The sequence below is a fragment of the Nitrospira marina genome (genome assembly GCF_059568365.1).
The window spans coordinates 405,259-425,716 of the sequence record NZ_JCANTH010000001.1; the positions used below are offsets into that span (position 1 = coordinate 405,259).

The following is a 20,458-nucleotide window of genomic DNA, read 5'->3' on the forward strand; positions in this document are numbered from 1 at the left end:
CCCATTGAAAAAGGGTTCTGTCGCAAATCTGACTCGAACCAGCATTGGAGGAATCATTCACGATTGGCCCAGTAATACGGAAGCCAAGGCATAGAACTTTGTGTCTGCCCGAAGGCCAAACTCTCAGTTCCTGCACTTCGCCTTTCTTGATCATCCGCATCAAATCTATTTCAGTAAGAGTAGGGAGGACGGCGTGGGAGGGAGTGAAAGCCCACCTTCAGTATGTAATCCGTGTAGTACTGCAAAACGATAGGGATTAAATATTTACAGGTACGAATGTCAGTTGTGGGACCTGGTTAAGACTTATCCCATTATAGTTGACGATCAAGGACCCATGTGTCCGAGATTTTCCCTTCATGCATAGGAAATTATTAGTTAGAAAAAGCATGCCGCAAAATAATTCAAGTGGAAATTATGAGGAAACGGGCAGAAGCCATGATGATGGATAGTCCGGCGATGGATAGGTATTGGTCAATTCTGTTCAGTGTTGAAAATGATGCTGAAGGGCTTTCCCCCAATAGGAATCAGGTGGAGCCTGCCAGGCCTGCTCATGCAGCCATTGCAAACTGGCCCGGTCGCGTACCAGGTGACAGAGTTCTTTCTGTGTGAGGGAGTGTGGACCATGTTGAAAGCATCGTTTGCGGAGCGCGAGGATCATTTCCTGTTTTTTGCCACCGCGATGCGCATGAGCCATGGCTTGATGAACCTGGTTTAGCACCGGATCCAGGATAGCCTGTATGGCGGGAGAAGATCGTTCAGTATAGGTTTCCAGTTGAGGATAGGTCCTGGCATAGACATCATCCAGCAATGGTGAGCCATGACGTTCCTCAGGAACTTGCAAAAATCCCCAGCGCTTCAGTCGGTCACCTGGTCCCACCCGACTGAGAAAAACGGAGGTGGGCGCGGCAAACACGAGTGGTGCTGCGACCGGGAGGGACCAGAAAAAAAACATCTGATCAAGCCAGAAAGCGAATGCGGCCCAGGCTCCGGCAATCAACGTCCCCGGTGCCTGATTTAAAATGGCGGCTGACCAGCCGGTTTCATCTGTTCGATTCTGGCCTGCCCAACGTAAGGTTGTATTAAGCAGTGCTTCCACCACAAAACGGCTATGGGCCAACATGCGGATGGGCGCGAGGAGAGTGGACACCACTATTTCCAGTAAGACACTAATCAGGAGTCGAATGATGCCACCGTGTTGTTTGCTCCGTCGACGTCGGATGACATCGATCACCGCCAGAAATTTTGGCAGAAACAGCAGGAACAAGGTGCTGCTGGCCAGAATGATGGCCCATTCCGGATTCCATTCAGGCCAATGGGGGAAGAGGCTATGAGGTTCCGGAAAGTAATTAATGGGATATAGCACCAGCCGTGCGGCTTCGATCGTGGTTAATACCAAAAAAATTAACCATAACGGGGAGGCCAGGTAGGACATAATCCCGTTCAAAAAGGCCATGCGATGAGCAGGCCGCAGCCCAGGTTCAAACAGCATAAGCCAGATGTGCTGTAAATTTCCCTTGGCCCAGCGTTTATCGCGTTGCAGGTCATCCACAAGCGTGGGAGGGGATTCTTCATAACTGTGAGAGAGTTCCGGTTCCAGCCAGACTTCATACCCGCCCCGTCCCATAAATGAGGCTTCCACAAAATCGTGACTGAGAATAGGGCCATGAAAAAGTCCTGGTCCGGGAAGCCGCTTCAGGCCGGCATGTTCCATAAACGCTTGGGTACGAAGAATGGCGTTATGGCCCCAATAGACTGCTTCCCCAAGCTGCAGGGAGGCAAGACCTGTCGTAAACAGTGGGCCGTAGATATGGTTGGCAAATTGCTGGACCCGTGCAAACATTGAACGGGCATTGATCAAGGTGGGGCTGGTTTGCAGGATGCCTGTTTGAGGTTCAGCCTGCATGAGTTGCACCATCGTGACCAGGGTGGATCCACCCATGAGGCTATCTGCATCAAGGACGATCATATACTCATAGCCGGAACCCCAGCGGCGAAGAAAATCGGCAATATTGCCACTTTTATAATGTTGGTTCAGAGACCGGCGCCGATAAAAGAGATGTTCGCCCGCTCCCAATTCTTGGCATAACCGATGCCAGGCGGCTTGTTCAGCCAACCACACATCCGGATTGCGGCTGTCGGAAAGAATGAAAAAATCAAAATGGTCAATCTGCCCTGTCTGTTCTAATGAGCGATACATTGCGCGGATCCCGCCGAACGTTCGCTGAATGGGTTCGTGGTAGATCGGCATGACCACGGCTGTCCGTGCTAGGGGTTGAGTGCTTAACTCTGCAGCGGTATAGCGTCCCAGTGGGGAAAATCGATCCCCGCCGAAACACCGGAGGACAAATCCGAACATGCCAATCCAAAAACCAACGGAAATCCAGACGAATAGCACAAAAAACAGGCTAATAATCGCCATCTCCAGAAAATTTCCCCCATGATAGGGAAGGATGGCCGTCATATACGAAGCGGCCACGAACGATTGAATGAGGACTAATACGGTGAGCAGGGCGCGCCGGAGTCCTGCGGCCATTCTCCAGCTTATTCGTCTGGGGGTGGTCAGCGAATGCTGGGCCTCGGCGATTGTGGCTCCACGAATTTTCATGGCTTAAAACTCATGCTGCCGCGTGTGATCGGTGGCGCGGTGGTTGGGAGAGGAGGATTCTGCAGTGCAAAGTGGTCATGGATTCTTGTCATCACAAATTGCAGTGGATCTTCCTGCTTTGAAGCCAGCCCGGCTTCCACCAGGGTGAGAGCCCGTAGCGTGACCTCGCGGGTCAATTCCACTCCCATGGCCGACAGGTAATCGCAGACTCGTGAAAGAGTATGTTCGGCAATCGATCGGGCCATTATTCTTTGTCTGGTGCCAGAATGTTATTATTCATTGGTAGGCGGTACGTCCAGGTTTCCGTTAAGGTTGCCGAATCAGTTTTGAGAAATGCCCGCAAATGAAGCGGCTTTTTGTCTTGAGGTTTGGCCAGGATGGACAATCGCCATCCTTGTATCTGTTCATGATATTCCACAAAATGCTCCAGGATGTCGCTATTGTCCAACACCGTGACCTGGCCGCTGATGGGAGCATCGGGCGGCATTTTGCTCAGTGGGCCACCCGCAAAATCGATAATGATACGATACGCCTGTGGAATATTTCCTCCCCCGATACGATTCCCGTCCCCGATAAAGGTATTGACCACGGTTCCCAACGGATTTTGTGAGAGAGTGGCCTTCCCAAAACTCACATCATAGGCCATTTCTAAAGGGGTCTCCCGGGTCACGGGCGCTACGGGTGTCCAAAATGCGACAATATTGTCATGCGTTTCATTGGGGGTAGGCAGTTGGACGAGCACCACTTTTCCTTGCCCCCAGTCACCCTGTGGTTCGACCCAGGCGCTTGGACGTTGTTCATAATGCGCCCCTATATCTTCGTAGCCAGAAAATTTTTCCTCACGTTGCAGTAAACCGAATCCTTGTACATTGTCCGTGCTGAAAAAATCCATTTCAAGGTTAGCTGGATTCATCAAGGGACGCCACAACCACTCACGGGTGAGGCCATCATGAATCTGCAATCCGTCCGAATCATGGACTTCCCGGCGCCATTCTCCAGCTGGTCGTGGGGTATTCTCTCCATAAAAAAACATGCTGGTCAGCGGGGCAACACCCAATAACTGAATAGGTTTTCTGGGGAAGAGTTTGGTGCGTACCTTCATCCTCGTCTGGCTACCGGGAACAATGGTAAATTGATACGCTCCAGTGAGACTGATGCTGTCCAGTAAACCATAGATCACCATTTCTTTGGCATCGGGAGACGGGCGTACCAACCAGAATTCCGTGAATGAAGGAAATACCTCCCCGCTGGGGAGTCCCGTATCAATGGCCAGGCCTCGTCCTGCTAACCCGAACACGTTTTCCTTTCCGACCCCCCGAAAATAACTCGCCCCCGCGAAAACCAAAAACTGATTTTGTTCATTTTTGTTTTTCAAGGGAAAGGTCAGCTTGAATCCGGCAAATCCTACATCGGCCGGCACCCGTTTTTCGATTTCGGGGTCAGCAAACATAAAGTCGCTTTTCTTAAAAACCAGCGGGCGTGGACCTTCGGCGTCGATGACGTTGATGGTGACCGGGTGGGTGTAATGCAACCCCGGAGTTAGAAACATGACTTGAAAATTTGATTGGCTTTCTTTCCACAGACTGTGGTCAGGATTAAACCTGATCCCTTTATATGCCTCATAGGAAATTTCCCGCATAATTTTTGGGACAAGTTGAGGGGCCTCATAGGGTTTATCCGCTAGGTTTTTCGCTTTCTGAACCACCTGATCGAATGTGAAGCCCGCTGCTACATGCAGGGGGAACAGCAAGAACATTGCGACCATTCCAGCTAACAAGATTCTCATCACTGACGCTCCCGTTTAGTAAGATAATGAAACTGAAACTACCCAAATAAAATATCCCACTGAAGAGAAAACCTAAGAAGGAATGCTCAATGGGGAAGGGTATTTTGCGTTGGCTAAGAGGGAGATGGTCCCCCTGTTTGATCTGGGTTCGAATTGTACTATATGAGTGAATGAAAAACTGAGGGAAGATGAGGAATTTATCGTAGGACAACCAAGAAGTGAGAGACCTCGATCGCTTTCTTTCATTGGACTTTGTAGACAAGGAAGCCATTGGAGATGGTCGCACGTAAAAATATGATCATGGAAAGTTTGAGCAATACCTTGAGCCAATACACGGCTCAGGTGAGTAAGTGAGAGTATGGTACTACTCAAGGACATTTTTGGCCCGATTATAGCACATTTTGATTTGGTATCTATCCTGGTCTGCATTGTTTTTCAAGAGTTTTTGGCCATTGATCAACAAAATTCTGAAAAGTTATCAATTGACATCCCTCATTGAAAGAAGAAGCCGTTTACTATTCCATAATACTCTTCCCGTTAAATTAATCCCGCTGATTCAGTTCGTTCTCTCCGGTAGAACGTGTCGAGGTAACGCTTTGACCGTGTTGCCGACCGGATTAGAGGATGGCTCTAACCAAGTTAAAGCGGCCATTGCGAAGCCCAATTTTTAGGCAATTGCGCCTTTGTCTCAAATCATCCTGGCTTTAAGAAATTCTTCGAAGTTGTTTATCCGAAAAATATCCCGAAGGTGTTCTAGGATGTGTAGGGGGCCTCACTCGTTTGAGCGAGAGGAAAACAATGCCAGGGTCGAACGGATGTCGACACTTGGTGTGTCGGTGGTCCAGGAGATACGGATCGAAAGGTTTGAGGGATGGGAGGGATGGGTGAGGGTTTTCCAGGCAATGGAATGAGTGGAGGAAAGAGTGTGCATAGCCTGTTCCGTCTGTTCGTCAAGGCAGGCAAACGTTAAGATGCCGGGAGCATGCGCCCCGTCCCATTCGATAATCCGAATGCCAGGATAGTATCCGAGGCAGACTTTCCATTCTTTTCGTACCGGTTCAAGGCTGTGGCTGTGTGGATCTTGATGAGCCTTAAGATGGCAGCCTTTGGCAAATCCGGCGATCAAGCCAATATTCTGTGTGCCCAATTCGTATCCGGCCCAATAGGGTTGCGTTTCTTGGTGACCGTCTTTCCCGACAATTAGCGCACCGGTTCCCATTGGGCCTGTGCACCATTTATGGCCAGGGAAAAAATACGCATAGGGAGAAATTTCCTGAAAAGAAACCGGAATATGTCCGACGGCTTGCGCCCCGTCGACGATGAGTCGCGTGTGGTGTGACTGCGCCAGATGCTGGATTGCGGTGATGGGAAAGATGCGCCCATCAAAATGAGAGACGTGACTGATGACGATGGCCTGAATGGGTTGTTCATTTAGGATGCGTTCAAGCGCGGGAAGGAAGCCGGAGGGTAAATCCGGGTCGAGTGTAATAACGCGGACTCCACGGTCACCGAGTTTATTGATTTCATTGAGAATCGTGGAATTTTCATGAGTGGTGGTCAGAAGGACATTTCCAGGCTTCCAATTGATACGAGATAGGACCAGGCTGCATGCAGTTGTGGTATTGGGCATGAAGGCGAGCCGCTGTTCATCCTTCAACCCCAACCAATTCGCAATGGTTCGTCGGCATTCCTGAAGCGTATCCCGGTAATACTGAATGCCGGCTTCCGCATATAACAGGTGACTGAACGTGTCGAGTGTCCGGGAAATTACTTGCTGCACGTCAGGATGGAATGGAGCGAGTCCAGCCGGGTTGAGATAAATCATGGGAGCAGGGTGGCGGAGTACACTTGGGTTGTGAGGTTAGGTCCGGTCAGAATCCTGATGGAAAAAATCGTGCTTCTCTCGAACCATCCGGCTTAGGGTTTTTTTGCGAGCGCAAGGCCAATCAGGCTGTCAGGGTCCGAGTACCATTTGACCAAGGCAAAGCCCGAAGCCGCGAGAAGTGCTTCCGCCAAGGGGCGGTCATATTTCGTGCTGATTTCGGTGCGGATCTCCTCCCCTTGTTTGAGATGGACTTGTAATCCTAAGTCCTGAATGTCCAGAATTTGATCTTCTCGTGACCGTAGCCACATTTCAATGCGATGTTCATCATTATTGTATCTGGCGATATGGTCGAACGAATCCGGATCATTCTGAGATCCAAACTGATGACCAAGGACACGAATAATATTTTTGTTAAATTTTGCTGTAATGCCCTGTTTGTCATTATATGCGGCTTCCAGGCGACTTCGTTCCGTGATGAGCTGGACTCCCAATAAGAAATAATCTCCGGATGCCATTTCGGAGTTCACGGATGAGAGGAACTCTTCAGCGGCAAAAGCAGGAAGGTTGCCAATGGTTCCTCCAAGGATGACTACCAGGCGTTTGCCGCCTTCCGGAATATGCTCCAAATGGCAAAGAAAATCCCCTACCACACCATGTATCTGGAGACCGGGGTACTCGCGGACCAGTTCTTCTGAGACCCGTCGGACAATGGCTTCATCGACATCAAAGGGGACGAAATAGCGCAGCTGGTCAACCTTGGCCATGGCATCGAGGAGAACCCGTGTTTTTGTGGCTGCGCCGGATCCTAATTCCACGAGTTCTTCAGCTCCGCTGAGAGCCACAATTTCGTCGGCGCACTTGGTGAGCAGCTGATGCTCGGTCCGAGTTTGATAATATTCCGGCAACTCGCATATTTGTTCGAACAGGGTGGATCCCTGTTCGTCATAAAAGAGTTTTGAAGGGAGGGTTTTGGGGCTTGCTTGCAGACCGCGGGTGATTTGGGTTTTGACTAAGTCCGGATCTTCTCTGGTGAATGGAAGATCAATGGTAATTGATGGATCTGTTTGCGATGACATGAGCCCTCCTCGGGGGTCTATCGTGAGCAATATTCTATCCTCTCCCCTCAGACGTCAGCGCAGATGACGCCATCGTCGGAATAAGACGGAAAGAAAATGTCCAGGAAACGGAAAGAAAATGTTCAAAAAATGAACATCCTTTGGTCTAAATTTTTCTCGTGTAATACTGAGCGGGAGAAAGGGTTCGTTCGATAAGTTCCCTCATCTGTCTTCAATGCGCATAACTAAAGTGCAGTATGTGGATGGTGACGAATAAATTGGAATTTTATCACTTTCCCACTATAGCGGCAGAGCGGGTTGCGGGCAAGACAAGGGCATTGACAAAATCAGATGAGTAAACGGCTCTTTTGTCCGCCAAAATGTCACTTGGGTTGGTGTGCTTTTGGCATATATCAAATGGCAATTCGGTGAGGTTATTGGGCCGGTTCCAGGCCGCGTGGCCGGGCCCATTGTTCTACACGACCCAAGAGGCCATCAACCGACAGGGCCAACACTGTTGCGGGAAGGGCCCCGGATAATATCAAATTGACGTCCGCCAGCTGGAGCCCGGCCACAATGGGGACACCCAAACCCCCGGACCCAATAAAGGCGGCCAGTGTGGCAGTCCTCATCAGTTAGCTCGTCGGACAAGAGATCCTGCTTTTGTCTCAGGGTGCCCTACTGGCAACTTCGCCAATTCGACAAAGAAGCCGTTGCGCCGAACGTGATCTAAGCGCGGTTGAGGGGACCCAAGAAGAGAAATTGAGTTGGAGACGCATCCCGCTTACGATTTCATATGACGATTTGGTCGTGTGGAATGTGCTCGGGCCCTGTATTATGGGACGTTGTAAGAAACTGATTGGGTGTCTTGGTGCCGGGCAGTACAGCATTGGCGTGAATGGTAAGTTTCGTAGATTTAGCTGGAAGTAAAGCGCGGAGAATGTTGAGAATGCCGACTAAAGAAGAAGCGGTTATCCAAGTAACTGTTGCTTCCAATTCACATTGGTGAAATTTTTTCCCCACGAACGTATGAAGCCTTTGGGGCAGTTTGTCAACATGCTCGTGGGATGTCTTTGCATGAGGCACGCCCATGCAAACGCGATAGTCAATGGGCGGCGCGGCATTACGGCAGATTCGGTCATGCGATTGGCGTGTCGTTTTGTCAACACCGAAACTTGGAAGGATCTTCGGTAAGGAACTGAATAGAGTCTGCCCGATGGGGGTGGTGCGGTGGAAGGTTTGCTGGTGGCATTTGGCTTGGCGAAATAGAACGTTTTTGTCGCTTGGGTCGCGATGAGAAGACTGGACTTTTGATTCGTAGTGCTCTTGATTTGCTCTTTAGTTTAATGCTACTCCGGTCGATATGATTGCGAGCCAAGTAGTTCGAACCATTCTCTTGCTCGGCTTCTATATTGCCGCAACCGCATGTACTATTGTTAGCTACGGTCCCGAAGTGATTGTGCCTGCCGCATCAATGAAGAGAGAAGGGATTATTCGGTTTTTCTACTTTACCGGGGCTGCAAGAGATCCAAATGCGAAAGAAAACCCACTGCCTGTGGAGGCTAAGCTTATACAGGAAATTTTAGAGAACAAGGCCGGATTTGCCGCAGCTATTGTATCAACTCCACCACTGACGACAGGATTTCATCTCAATATTTATGAAACCTTCATAGAACCATCTGCCACCAGCAAATTTTTCTGTAATTTATCAATCTCAACACTCACGATACTACCTTGTTATAGCGGAGCTGCAGGATATCTCGTTCAATATGATTTGTTCGTGGACAATGAGCTGGAAAAGACATACAGATATAAGATCAATAGAACATTGGCACAATGGATCGGTCTGCTTCCTGTTGTGTGGGTGAATGGCTTGACTGGTGATTATAATACAGCTTTCAAAGGGACGATTTACCGGTTTCTTCGTGATAGTCAGGCAGACGGATACCTTCCATCTCAGTAGTCTTTTTTAAAACAAATTCGATCTACGGTTTTTTTTGAGCAATGAACCGGCAATTCCTTCTCCTCGTCAGCATAACTATTGCGACTAGCCTCTTGCTGTCATCGTGTATAACTCAAAGCTGGGAAATGCCTGCTCCTGGGTGGATTCAATATGCTGCTCTCGATAAACCTCCTCAATCACCCCAAATTAGTTTGTATATCCCGGAATATCAGTACGAAGGTCCTTCCTTCTCAAGACGTCTCCTACCACCACCTCATATGGTTTTCGACGCATTGAAGAAGAAAATAGACGGCAAGAACGAATCTAGCCTCTTTAAAGTAACAAGGGTTCCGCAGGAGACTGGAGTGTTCTGCTCTCTTCGGTTGGAAGAAGCTGAGATGCCTGCAATGGTTGAAGCATGGAGTATATTAACTTCCTTCACCGGATGGCTCATTCCTTTTTATGACAGTTCGCTCGGGTATCGCATCACGTACGAGCTATTTATCGATGCTAAACTGAAAAAGCGGTACCAATATCAAATATCGGGAAAAATGTTTATATGGGCTGCTGCTGTTTTTGTGACGCCGTTCATGGCTGGTAATTGGCACGTTCAGATGCATCCTCTGCACAGCGTGAATGATGACCTTCTGCAAAGTTTGTGGCTAACATCCAAAATGTTTTGGGAGGATGCTCGAATAGATGGCCTTCTAAGGTAAAAACTGTGATGCTGGCGTGACGTTCTGAGGGAAATCAATCTTTCGGTCGTCTCCGACTGTAGGCGAGTCTCCTCAGTCTTGGGTCAGCCTGATCCATGTTCGGCTAAGGCTTTTTGCGGAAAAAAGCTGGATCTTTGAAAGCTCGAATATCTTTCTTAAATGGTTATGGCCGCGGGGATTCCTAGGCCATGGGCCGAAAAATTATACGAGCTGGAATTTGAGGGTTTTCGAGGGATTATCGAGCCGGTTCCAGGCCGCGTGGGCGGGCCCATTGTTCTACTCGACTCAAAAGGCCATCGACCGACAGGGCCAACACTGTTGCGGGGAGGGCGCCGGATAATATCAAATTGACGTCCGCCAGCTGGAGCCCTGCCACAATGGGGACACCCAAACCCCCGGAACCGATAAAAGCGGCCAGTGTGGCAGTCCCGACGGTCCAAATGGCAGAGGTCCGAATGCCCGCCATAATGGTCGGTGCGGCCAGTGGAAGGCGAATAGTGCGGAGAATTTGGTATTCCGTCATGCCAAGGGCTCGCCCGGTTTCCACGACATTTGGAGCTGCGTCTCGCAACCCCGAATAGGTATTTCGAAGAATAGGGAATAACGAATACATCCATAAGGCCATGATGGCGGGGAGCGCTCCCACGCCAAATATCGGAATCATAAAGGCCAGAAGTGCGATGGATGGAATCGTTTGCAACATGCCGATTATTCGGATGATCGCTTCCGCTCCTTTTCGCCACCGTTCGAGAGCCAGTCCCAATGGAATGGCGACAAGTATTCCCAGGAACAACCCTAGTCCGGAAAGCCCAAGATGTTCTCCTGTGCGCAGGGCCAGATTAGAACGTTTGGTCCACATGTAGGACAAAATGGAATCGGAAGATTCCGTTCCGGCGCCCGGTTGGACATGATTGTCGGCCACAAGATCGAGTGCCCGTAAGGCGCTATGCGCTACTTGGGGAACCGGTTCTCCCTGTTCCTGAATCCGGAGATTTAATTCACGCATGCGTGTTTGGTCTATGCCATTGGTGAGCAAACTGATTACCCGTCCCAATTCCGGATGGCGTTTGAGAATTTCTCCTCGAACGAGTGCTGCGGCCTCATACGGTGGGAAGAACTGACGATCATCTTTCAGGACGACAAAGTCATACACGGCTAAGCGTCCGTCTGTAGTGTAGACATCTAAGAGGTCAACCTCTCCCTTATCTGTGGCTTGATATTTCAAGGTTTGTTGCATGCCAATCACTTCCTGAAACTGTAACCCGTAGGTTTTTTTTAACCCCGCCAATCCATCTTCTCTCTGGATAAATTCATACCCAAATCCGGCTTTCATGTGAGGGGCGACACGCACAAGATCAGAAATCGTTCGGAGTTCTAAGGTTTGCGCTCGATCGCGGCGAAGGGCTAGCGCATAAGAATTCTCAAATCCCAGCGGTGCCAGCCACCAAATATCCCATCGGTGAAGAAACTCTGTGCGAACGCGGTTCAAAACAGATACTCGATCGTGCATCGGCGGCTCACCCAGAATGGTGACGAGCCCTGTTCCTGTATATTCGGGATAAAGATCAATCCCTCCGGTTTTTAAAGCCTCAAAACAGACTTGAGTACCGGCGAGTCCGAGGCGACGCGTGACGGTTAATTCCGTACGGGCCTCAATGAGTTGAGCGAACATTTCCGCTAAGAGCCGGCTTTCCATAAAATTCTTGGATCCCACCACAATGGTGTCAGAGGCCCAAACCGGCAGAGAAAGAAAATGGAGCAATCCAAAAAGTCCGACCACGATTCCTTTAGAGGTCCTTCCAGTGCGTTGTCTGATCCGATCGGTGTTCATCTCCTTCCTGTTAACCTCAATGAGCGTGATAATGCTGAACGAGCAAATGAACATAGGGCGTGGCCGGTGAATGAAGAATTTCGTGAGGAGTCCCGACTTGCTGAATGCATCCTTCTTTGAGGATGGTAATCCGGTCACCTAGCCTAAAGGCTTCTGACATGTCATGGGTCACCAGGACCATGGTTTTCTGCAATCGGGCTTGAAGAGAGAGAAATTGGTCCTGCAGGTCATGGCGGGTGAGCGGATCTAACGCGCCAAATGGTTCGTCGAGCAGGACGATGGGCTGATCGGCTGCCAGGGCACGTGCCACGGCCACGCGTTGCCGCTGTCCCCCTGAGAGTTCAATGGGGTAGCGTTCAGCAATTTGCGAGGGATTCAGGTTCATGAGAGGTAAGAGCAGGTCGACTCGTTCGAGTTGCTGTTCCTGTGTCCATCCCAATAAATGAGGAACGAGGCAGACATTTTGCTTGATGGTCCAGTGAGGGAAAAGCCCGCCATCTTGTGGGACATACCCCAGGCGTCGACGAAGTTGAATGGGATCCTGTGCAGAGGCGGGCTCGCCTTGAATGACGACGGTACCGGTCGTTGGTTCTATCAGCCGATTCAGAAGACGCAAAAAAGTGGTTTTTCCTGAGCCGCTCTCACCAATCAGCGCCATGGTTTCCCCCTCTTTCACACCCCATTCAATGTTTTGAAGGGCATAGGTACCATCCGGGAATTGCTTGCTGACATGTTGGATTTCCAATGCCCACGGGTTCATGTGGGTGAGGTCCTTATAGACAAAGAAAAGAGGATCCAAATGGTGTGGTGATGCGTCATCGTGGTGATGAACGTCTGGAGAATTACTTGTGACCTGTGGCCAGGATAACAGGGTTCAACCGGAGAGACTAGCCTCGTTATCAACGCCGGATGGCATGCTGGCTTTGGAAATTCTTCTATGAATTTGGAGAGAAAGGTGAAGAAGGGGAGCCAATGGGTTATCGCTCATGCTTGCCTGTCCGCCAACGCCCGGGTTTTTATTATGATGACGTGATCTTCTGGCTTGGGAATGAAGTGCTGAAATATATGGAGAAATTTATGATAAATTTTGAATATTTACATCTTGTTTCTACCCTGGTTGTCGAGGACAGTGTTGATTGTCGCATAATACTCCGCATGGCCCTAGAACGAGACGGCTTTCGTTGCTAGAGGCAACGGATGGAATTGCTGCTTTCAAATTTTTTCAGGAAAAATCGATTGATTTCATCATCACAGATTTCCAGATGCCACATATGGACGGATGCGAATTCCTTGACGTCATTTCAAGTGCGGCGGTTAGTTGTCCTTTTGCTATGATGCTTACAGGAAACCTTACAGATTCTGTGCGAATGAGAGCGCGATCCATGCCGGGGCATTGGCCGTCCTCTCAAAGCTTTTTGATCAAGATTTTGAAAATGATTCGGGAAGTCGTACATCGCAAACAAGAGACCCATCATTAAAGGCGTATCCCTTTCATCCTGGAAAATAAAACTTTGCATTCTCGGTCGTGAATCCTGCTCCTAATGTGTCCTCTTCTTGAAATCCTCCTTCTTTCCTAATTTTTTGCTTGAAATTGGAGTGTGAAACTATCCTTGCCAAACAGGCATATGGGTGAGGTATGCCCGACGAGGGAAACACCACAACCGGACATTGGTCATCCATTTCCCATTATGTGCATGTTCCATTTTTCTGATTAAATTAAATTTCATGCCAATATTCGTTATGAGGGTAATGGATGTTTTGGTCAACCTCCATCTGTTGCCTTATTGAGCCAAATCCAACTGAGGCATAACCCTGAGCAATTGTAAAAGGACACCAACAATATCGAGAAGCCTGGTCACTCCATTGTCTCGGTTCAGGTAGAATGGGTTACTACGTCTCACAATTGGTTTTATCATGTGGAGTATTGGGAGGGGATTCATCACAACACGGGTGACGAGGCACTCTGTGAGGTGAGAAGATCACTGTGAATGAGGAGATTGAATGGCCAGGACATATCACACATTCTTGTGCTGGGATAATGCGAATGGGGCGTGCAGTGTCCCGCATGCAATTGATTGGGCTGAAACCTTTGACAGAGATCGATTAGTCCCATTCAGTGGTTCGATGCGAAGGAGTGTCCCGAAGACCTTAGAGCGCTACGCCAGGTCGTTGGGGAGCGTGTCTTATTTTAAAGTGCCATAGGAAGCCATCATGGAAGACAAAGGTTCCTTGTCATCTACCGAGAGTCACGTATTGAAAGATTCGGATCAGGAATTGAAGCGGACTTTGCACGATCTCCAGGAACGCGTGAAGGAACTGACCGCACTCCATTCCACCACGCAATTGTTTCACAACGAAGATTTATCGACTCAAGAATTACTTCAACGCATTGCCGATCTTATTCCGCCCTCCTGGCAATACCCGGAAGTCACAGCCGGTCGGATTCGGTTTGGTCATCTGGAAATTACGACCCCTAATTTTGTGGTATCCCCGTGGACCCAGCGGGAGGAGTTTGTTTGCCGAGATGGAACGACGGGTGAAATTGAAGTCGTGTATTTGGAGGAACGCCCGACGGAAGTGGAGGGCCCCTTCCTGCAAGAAGAGCGAAATTTATTGCACTCACTAGGAGAGATGATCCGGCTGCAGTTGGATCGGAAGCGGACCCAAGCTGCCCTTCGTGAGGCGCATGATGTGCTGGAGCAGCGGGTGCTGGACAGAACATCCGACCTGACGACGGCCAATCGATTACTGTCGCGAGAAGTGGCACAACGGAAAGAAGCCGAAGAGAAATTAGAGGACTTAATTGCGAAGATCCAGCGGAATCACGATGATCTCATTGCTATTTTAAATCAATTGCATATTGGGACTGCCCTGACCGACAGAGATGGAAAGGTGACCTTTCTGAGTCAGGCGGCCCAACAGTTATGCGGGAAATCAAACTTTCCTCATTCAGGTGAGTCCTGGCAAGCGTTGTTTAGCGATCCTTCCTATCATGCTCAAATAGAGGACATGGTGAATCGTTCTCCTGGTGAACGGCAGGAGGTCTTAGTGCGCATGTCTGAGGTTGGCGGGGAGTGCACCCGTTGGATCAATGTGGATGTCAGAGATGATCCACGAGATCCGGAACGGAAAATGTTTTTCTTGTACGATGCCTCGGAGGTGCAGACCCTTCGTCAATTATTGGGAGAGACCGGCAAATATCAGGATCTTATTGGCGCCAGTCATTCCATGCAATTAGTTTTCCAGCAGATTCAGGATTTTTCACGTGTGGATTCCACCATTCTTATTGAGGGAGAGACCGGAACAGGCAAGGAACTGGTCGCTCGTGCCATTCACCAAGCCAGCCACCGCAATGAATTTCCTTTTATTGCGGTGAATTGTGCGGGGTTAACCGAATCACTGGTCGCCAGTCAATTATTTGGCCATAAACGTGGGGCCTTCACAGGCGCCGTATCAGATCAGCAGGGATTGATCGAAGCCGCTGAAGGAGGAACCTTGTTTCTGGATGAAATCGGGGATATTCCGCTCACCGTCCAAACCAGTCTGCTTCGGGTTCTGCAAGAATGGGAAATTACCCGTCTGGGGGAATCTCGGCTTCGGAAAGTGAATGTTCGTGTGCTTGCGGCCACCCATCATAATCTTGCCAATGATGTCAGTGCGGGAACCTTCCGGGCTGACCTGTTGTATCGGATTCGGGTCGGAAGAGTGTTATTGCCTGCGCTGCGGGAACGACGGGAAGATATCCCATTGTTAATCAGCCACTTTCTGAGCCAATATCGGGCCACAACAGGAAGGCCCGTTGAGGCCGTGAGTAATGAAGCGCTCCGGCTGTTGATGGCCTATGCATGGCCTGGAAACGTTCGCGAACTCAAGCATGCCATTGAATTCGCCGTCATTCGATGTCCTCAGACGATTATTCAACCTCAAGATTTACCGCCAGAGGTGCTTAATCAGGACGAAAGTCTTCAAACGGCACCCTCTGAAGACATCACTTCAAGCCATGATGATGATAAGGAGAAGCTTCTCGCTGCATTGAAGCAGACGGGAGGGAACCGTTCAGCTGCCGCAAAGTTGCTTGGGATCGCACGCCTCACGTTGTATCGTCGCATGTCACGCCTCGGAATTCCTGCTCGCCGTAAAACGTCTTCCATGTGAAGTTTTTTGGTGAGACCGTTGCATAATGCATCCTCCAACTCCATAGGCAATTTGCCGTTATCAAGCCTGGGCGAATCAGGGTGAAGGAGATTTCAGAAAGGTCCGGCCTCTAACCCGTCACCCCGGCAGGCCAAGGCATGGCTTTCCATGGACCGGGCCGCAATCACCTGGATGGCGGAACGTCCAAGTTGATAGCCGAGCGCGGCCAAGAAGTCTCTTGTCTGCGTGCTTGCGCGATTTTCACACATTCCTTCTTTTTTCCCTCTATTCCTTTAGAACAGTTACAAATATCCCGCTTCTTCCATCGTAGAGTTAGGTGTCGTTCAGTATCCAAAATAAACAAAAAACACAACTGAATCCATGACAGGCTGACGTGTTACATAATGTATCAACTCATTACACCTTTGTTCATTGTTATGTAACAGTTCAGCACGTTTACTTTATGTCACAAATATTAAACCGTTGAAATTAAAGGTAAGTACTGCCTAAAGACTGTTGGCCTATAAATTGGATAGATATGAATAGGAGTTGAAAGGGTTGTGACTGAATCATATGGATTCTTTTTTGAAGCAGTCAGCAGGGAGGAAGCCATGAATCACAAAATATTGATGTTATTTTTCCTCTTATGGGTACTCCTAGGCATTCCAGAATTTGCTTTGGCTGGTGAGATTACGAAAGAACAGGTCTCTGAATGGAATCTGGAAACCCAGGGTTGGTCCATTCAAGACCATATGGCTGCTGCGTATTCTGAAGAAGAGGAAGTCCAGTCCTTAGAGGACCGCATTCAGCAATTGGATAAACGCATAAGCAAGTTGGATGAAAAGCCATACTTTGATCCGAAGGGGTTTACCAGAAGCTCATTAAAGCTTCTTTCCAGCACATTGGAAGAGCAAGAGAAACTTCTGAATGAAAAGATTGCCTGGCATTATCGGCAGGCCGACCAAGCCAAGCTGAAGGAGTAGTGGAGCTCTCCAGGTAAGAGGGAGCAGGATTGCCGGCCACCGGTATAGTATATGAATAACCCTTCCGTCGATATAGGTCGACTATTCGTCACCGAGCCAGTGTGGGAAATTCCCTTACCGAACTCAAGCATGCCGTTGGGCTCACCGGTTTTGTGGGCTCATTTTAGGGCGCAGGTCTGCCTTTTACGTCGGTTTTTTCCTAATCCTCGCAGGAGTGTTTTCGCTAAGTTTGCCTTTCAGAAACAGGAAAGCCAACTTTCTCAGCCATGGGGTCCAATGCTCGAATTAGGAGCTTAATGAGTTGGCAAAGCAGTGGCAGGACCTTCGCTTTTTTTATCGTTCCACCCGAATACTGCTCATGGCCTGGGTGGCATCTTCTACAGCCGGTTCCAACTTCATATTATCCAGGGCATCCTGGTTATCAAACCAGGTAAAAACTTCCGAAGTCATGACAAGCAAGAGTGTAACACAATGTAACTTAATGGATCACTATTGTAACATTTACATGTTACAATAGTTACATAACTTTATTATATATAAGGTGTTAAAGCGTTGAATTTAAAAGAAAATTTAATATAAATTATGTTGGCATATAAATTGGATAGATATTTGGATAGGTTGTGGGGATGAAAGCAACGTCAACATGAGCAGTGCCAGACCTACGGTGTTTTCAGAACTGATAAATACTGGAAGGAGGAAGTTATGAATAACAAACTATTTATTTCAGCTTTTCTTGTGGGGATCCTTCTAGGACTTCCCCAATTTGTTTTGGCTAATGATAATGGTCATGAACAGAACTCAGCCTGGAGAATGGAGACCCAGGGTTGGTCAATTCAAGATCATATGTCTGCGGCAAAAGATTCAGAAGGGGAAATCCAGTCCCTGGAAAGCCGTGTTCAGGATATTGATAAGCGCATAGCCCATTTTGAGAGCAAGCCACACTTTGATCCGAAGGGGTTTCATAGAAATGCCTTGAAGCACATATCCTCCACCTTAAAAGGAAATACGAATCTTCTGAATGAGAAGATCGCGTGGCATATAAGGCAAGCTGATCAAGCTAAGCTGACGGAGTAGAGGATCCCTGAATGATATAGTTAAAATATTAATAAATGCCTGTTGGTGGTCCATGGAAGGGGGTAGTAGGTTCAGTACCACCCTTCCATGGACAAGAATAAAATATCCCACGAGTTTTCTTGCGCCTGACGTTATGCGTCAGGCTTTTTCTTTTTCTAAGCCTTTTTGATCTCCATGTGGAGCGACAGACCTTTCATCCCTGATACAAAATGAATGAGCCAAATCGCTTCTTCCGCATATGAAGAAGGGCCCTTCCGGGGATCCTTATCCAAAGCAATGCCTATAGCCTATACAAGTTAAAATAAAAGACCAAAGGTATGGAGCTACCTGCGGTAAATTGCTGTGCGATTGAGCACAGGCATCTACGTTCGTTTTCGCTCTATTGCGAAAAATAAAAATGAAGTTTTTTTAATAATGTTTACTTAAATAAACGATTGATTGCGTGACCTGGATGACACCATGGAAGAGGTGGTGGTTTGCCTTATTAACCTATTGAAAAATAACACATATTTTTATGATTATTAGCTCAAGTGACTTGACAATTTTGACAAGGAAAATAGATATTTGTACACCACAACAAAAGCAATTAATGGCTCAGTAATTGCTGCCTTTATAGAAATTTATGCGTAATATTTTTGCCCATGAAAACTGTTTCTGGTTCGAAAGTTTCATTTAAGGTTACGATCCTTGGTACTCATTATTTCAATGTGAGGGCTTCATGATAGTCGATATGAATCACTCAACCGATCACCTTTCCCGTTACTTCTATCAAACCTTGTTGGAAGTCACGAACATCTTAAATTCCCAACGGAATACAGAAGATCTGTGGAAAGCCATTACGGGACACATTAAAAAGGTGATCTCTTGGGAACGCGCGGGTATTACGCTGTATCATTCTGACATAGATGCTTTCCGGTTTTACGCGGTGGAAACGAGTATGCCGTTGGTGAAGTTGAAATGTGATGCCATCATTCCTCGAGAAGGCAGTGCAATGGGATGGGTGTATAATCACCGGCGTCTTCATATACGTCCCCATTTACAACAACATCCCGTGTTTTTAGAAGATGCGTTTTATCACGAAGAGGGTCTGGGAAGAATGATCAATATTCCCATGATAGTTGGGGGTAATTGCATCGGATCTTTGAATATCGGCAGTGTGGAATCCGGGGATCCTGATCCGGAAAATGTCTTATTTTTACGCCAAGTGGCGACTCAAATTGCTTTTGCCATTGATCATGTGCGGGCCTATGAACAGATCAACCACCTGAAGGAACAGCTCACCCGTGAAAATGCCTATCTTCTAGAAGAAATTAAAGTTACGTACGATTTTGGAGCGATGGTTGGAAATAGTCAAAAGTTTAAGAATGTGCTGGACTTGGCCCAAGCCGTTGCCCCAACCACCACCTCGGTTCTCATTATGGGTGAAACGGGAACGGGAAAAGAACTATTGGCGCGATTACTTCATGAGTTGAGCCCACGCAATTTAAAGCCGTTTGTTCGAGTCAATTGTGCGGCGTTGCCTTCAGGTCTGGTGGAAAGTGAGCTCTTCGGCCATGAAAAAGGCGCGTTTACCGGTGCAGAGAATGGAAGACCCGGCAAATTTGAATTAGCCAATGGTGGCACCTTGTTTCTTGATGAAATCGGGGAGATGCCGATTGAAGCGCAGGCAAAACTCCTGAGGGTTTTACAAGATGGTATCGTGGAACGAGTAGGCAGTATCGAGGGGAAAGCCGTCGATGTGCGAATCATTGCCGCCACCAATAGCGATTTAAGCAAGGCGATTGCCGAAGGGCGTTTTCGTTCCGACTTATATTACCGACTGCATGTCTTTCCGATTGTTGTGCCACCTCTCCGGGAACGTCTGCATGATATTCCCCTTCTGGTGCGACATTTCATGGAGAAAAACCGGTTGCAGTTTAGACGAAACTGTCAGGAAATCGATGATCGTTCAATGGAAATGCTGGTTCAGTATCCATGGCCGGGTAACGTACGGGAACTGAAAAATGTGATTGAACGAGCCATGATTCTTTGCCAATCGTCCGTCATGCATGTGGAGGATTCTTTGTTGCAGTCACCGGCAAACGACATGGATGCCATGCCGCCCACTCAATTGAAAGACGTGGAGCGCACTCGAATACTACAAGCTTTAGCTGCGTGTGAATGGAGAATTGATGGACCATTAGGGGCGGCCAAGCATCTGGGATTACATCCCAGCACCCTGAGAAGCCGATTGAAAAAATTCGGGATTAAGCGGCATTCTGATTAAGACACTCAATAGTGGGCTGTGTGATCGAGATGAGAAGCCGGTTAGTCCGGAGGTAACAATTTGAAATAGGCCGTGCGCCCGTCTTTGTCCTCCCAATCGAAACCTACCTCGACTGACTTGTGAACATACGAACGGCTAAGATCAGGATCTTTGTGCCGTCCCCCTGCTTCACTGATATGCTTTCTTGCCATCATGCTATTAACAGGTCATCCCAACAGGAGGATTATTCAGGGAGGAAACC

The 20,458-nt window shown here is 48.4% G+C and carries 16 protein-coding genes; 7 read left to right on the forward strand and 9 right to left on the reverse strand.

What is annotated here, in order from left to right; all coding sequences use genetic code 11:
• Nucleotides 1–481 precede the first annotated feature (481 nt).
• The 6 genes from mdoH to LX98_RS01820 all read right to left on the reverse strand — a co-directional run bounded on the left by mdoH (nucleotide 482) and on the right by LX98_RS01820 (nucleotide 7,903).
• The gene (gene mdoH / locus LX98_RS01795) at nucleotides 482–2,605 is read right to left on the reverse strand and encodes a glucans biosynthesis glucosyltransferase MdoH (RefSeq protein ID WP_496427268.1); all 2,124 of its coding nucleotides are present in this window, start codon (nucleotides 2,603–2,605) and stop codon (nucleotides 482–484) included.
• A complete protein-coding gene (locus LX98_RS01800; protein WP_496427269.1) occupies nucleotides 2,602–2,850 on the reverse strand; it encodes a hypothetical protein in 249 nt (82 codons plus the stop codon). Before LX98_RS01800 ends, mdoH begins: the two co-directional genes overlap by 4 nt.
• Nucleotides 2,850–4,391 (reverse strand): glucan biosynthesis protein, encoded by a 1,542-nt coding sequence (locus LX98_RS01805; protein ID WP_496427270.1) that lies wholly within the window; start codon nucleotides 4,389–4,391, stop codon nucleotides 2,850–2,852. The genes LX98_RS01800 and LX98_RS01805 overlap by 1 nt, the downstream gene beginning before the upstream one ends.
• 772 nt (nucleotides 4,392–5,163) lie before the next feature.
• Entirely contained in the window at nucleotides 5,164–6,216 is a 1,053-nt protein-coding gene (locus LX98_RS01810; protein WP_496427271.1) for an aminotransferase class V-fold PLP-dependent enzyme, read from the reverse strand.
• Nucleotides 6,217–6,308: 92 nt separating this feature from the next.
• Entirely contained in the window at nucleotides 6,309–7,292 is a 984-nt protein-coding gene (egtD, locus tag LX98_RS01815; protein ID WP_496427272.1) for an L-histidine N(alpha)-methyltransferase, read from the reverse strand.
• 413 nt (nucleotides 7,293–7,705) lie between these two features.
• Nucleotides 7,706–7,903 (reverse strand): hypothetical protein, encoded by a 198-nt coding sequence (locus LX98_RS01820; protein WP_496427273.1) that lies wholly within the window; start codon nucleotides 7,901–7,903, stop codon nucleotides 7,706–7,708.
• 731 nt (nucleotides 7,904–8,634) lie between these two features.
• On the opposite strand from LX98_RS01820, the gene LX98_RS01825 reads away from it, so the two are divergent.
• Nucleotides 8,635–9,234 (forward strand): hypothetical protein, encoded by a 600-nt coding sequence (locus LX98_RS01825; RefSeq protein WP_496427274.1) that lies wholly within the window; start codon nucleotides 8,635–8,637, stop codon nucleotides 9,232–9,234.
• Nucleotides 9,235–9,359: 125 nt separating this feature from the next.
• The gene (locus tag LX98_RS01830; RefSeq protein WP_496427275.1) at nucleotides 9,360–9,929 is read left to right on the forward strand and encodes a hypothetical protein; all 570 of its coding nucleotides are present in this window, start codon (nucleotides 9,360–9,362) and stop codon (nucleotides 9,927–9,929) included.
• A gap of 235 nt (nucleotides 9,930–10,164) precedes the next feature.
• Here the strand turns inward: LX98_RS01830 and LX98_RS01835 are convergent, their stop codons facing one another.
• Both LX98_RS01835 and LX98_RS01840 read right to left on the reverse strand, forming a co-directional pair.
• The gene (locus LX98_RS01835) at nucleotides 10,165–11,760 is read right to left on the reverse strand and encodes a glycine betaine ABC transporter substrate-binding protein (RefSeq protein WP_496427276.1); all 1,596 of its coding nucleotides are present in this window, start codon (nucleotides 11,758–11,760) and stop codon (nucleotides 10,165–10,167) included.
• A 16-nt stretch (nucleotides 11,761–11,776) separates the two neighbouring features.
• The gene (locus LX98_RS01840; RefSeq protein WP_496427277.1) at nucleotides 11,777–12,520 is read right to left on the reverse strand and encodes an ATP-binding cassette domain-containing protein; all 744 of its coding nucleotides are present in this window, start codon (nucleotides 12,518–12,520) and stop codon (nucleotides 11,777–11,779) included.
• A gap of 421 nt (nucleotides 12,521–12,941) precedes the next feature.
• Here LX98_RS01840 and LX98_RS01845 point away from each other — a divergent pair, with 421 nt between their 5' ends.
• Together LX98_RS01845 and LX98_RS01850 are read left to right on the forward strand one after the other, a co-directional pair.
• Nucleotides 12,942–13,238, forward strand: coding sequence for a response regulator (locus tag LX98_RS01845; RefSeq protein ID WP_496427278.1), 297 nt, complete (start codon nucleotides 12,942–12,944; stop codon nucleotides 13,236–13,238).
• A gap of 733 nt (nucleotides 13,239–13,971) precedes the next feature.
• Nucleotides 13,972–15,915: a sigma 54-interacting transcriptional regulator gene (locus LX98_RS01850; RefSeq protein WP_496427279.1), complete on the forward strand. Its 1,944-nt coding sequence runs from the start codon at nucleotides 13,972–13,974 to the stop codon at nucleotides 15,913–15,915.
• Nucleotides 15,916–16,007: 92 nt separating this feature from the next.
• Here LX98_RS01850 and LX98_RS01855 read toward each other — a convergent pair whose 3' ends face one another.
• Nucleotides 16,008–16,163, reverse strand: coding sequence for a hypothetical protein (locus tag LX98_RS01855; protein WP_496427280.1), 156 nt, complete (start codon nucleotides 16,161–16,163; stop codon nucleotides 16,008–16,010).
• Between the two features lie 342 nt (nucleotides 16,164–16,505).
• Here LX98_RS01855 and LX98_RS01860 point away from each other — a divergent pair, with 342 nt between their 5' ends.
• The 3 genes from LX98_RS01860 (at nucleotide 16,506) to LX98_RS01870 (ending at nucleotide 20,217) form a co-directional block, all read left to right on the forward strand.
• On the forward strand, nucleotides 16,506–16,877 hold the full coding sequence (locus LX98_RS01860; protein WP_496427281.1) for a hypothetical protein: 372 nt from the start codon (nucleotides 16,506–16,508) through the stop codon (nucleotides 16,875–16,877).
• Nucleotides 16,878–17,579: 702 nt separating this feature from the next.
• Nucleotides 17,580–17,951 carry a hypothetical protein gene (locus LX98_RS01865; protein WP_496427282.1) on the forward strand — a complete coding sequence of 124 codons (372 nt, stop codon included), beginning with the start codon at nucleotides 17,580–17,582 and terminating at the stop codon, nucleotides 17,949–17,951.
• A gap of 730 nt (nucleotides 17,952–18,681) precedes the next feature.
• Entirely contained in the window at nucleotides 18,682–20,217 is a 1,536-nt protein-coding gene (locus LX98_RS01870) for a sigma 54-interacting transcriptional regulator (protein ID WP_496427283.1), read from the forward strand.
• Nucleotides 20,218–20,458 lie beyond the last annotated feature (241 nt).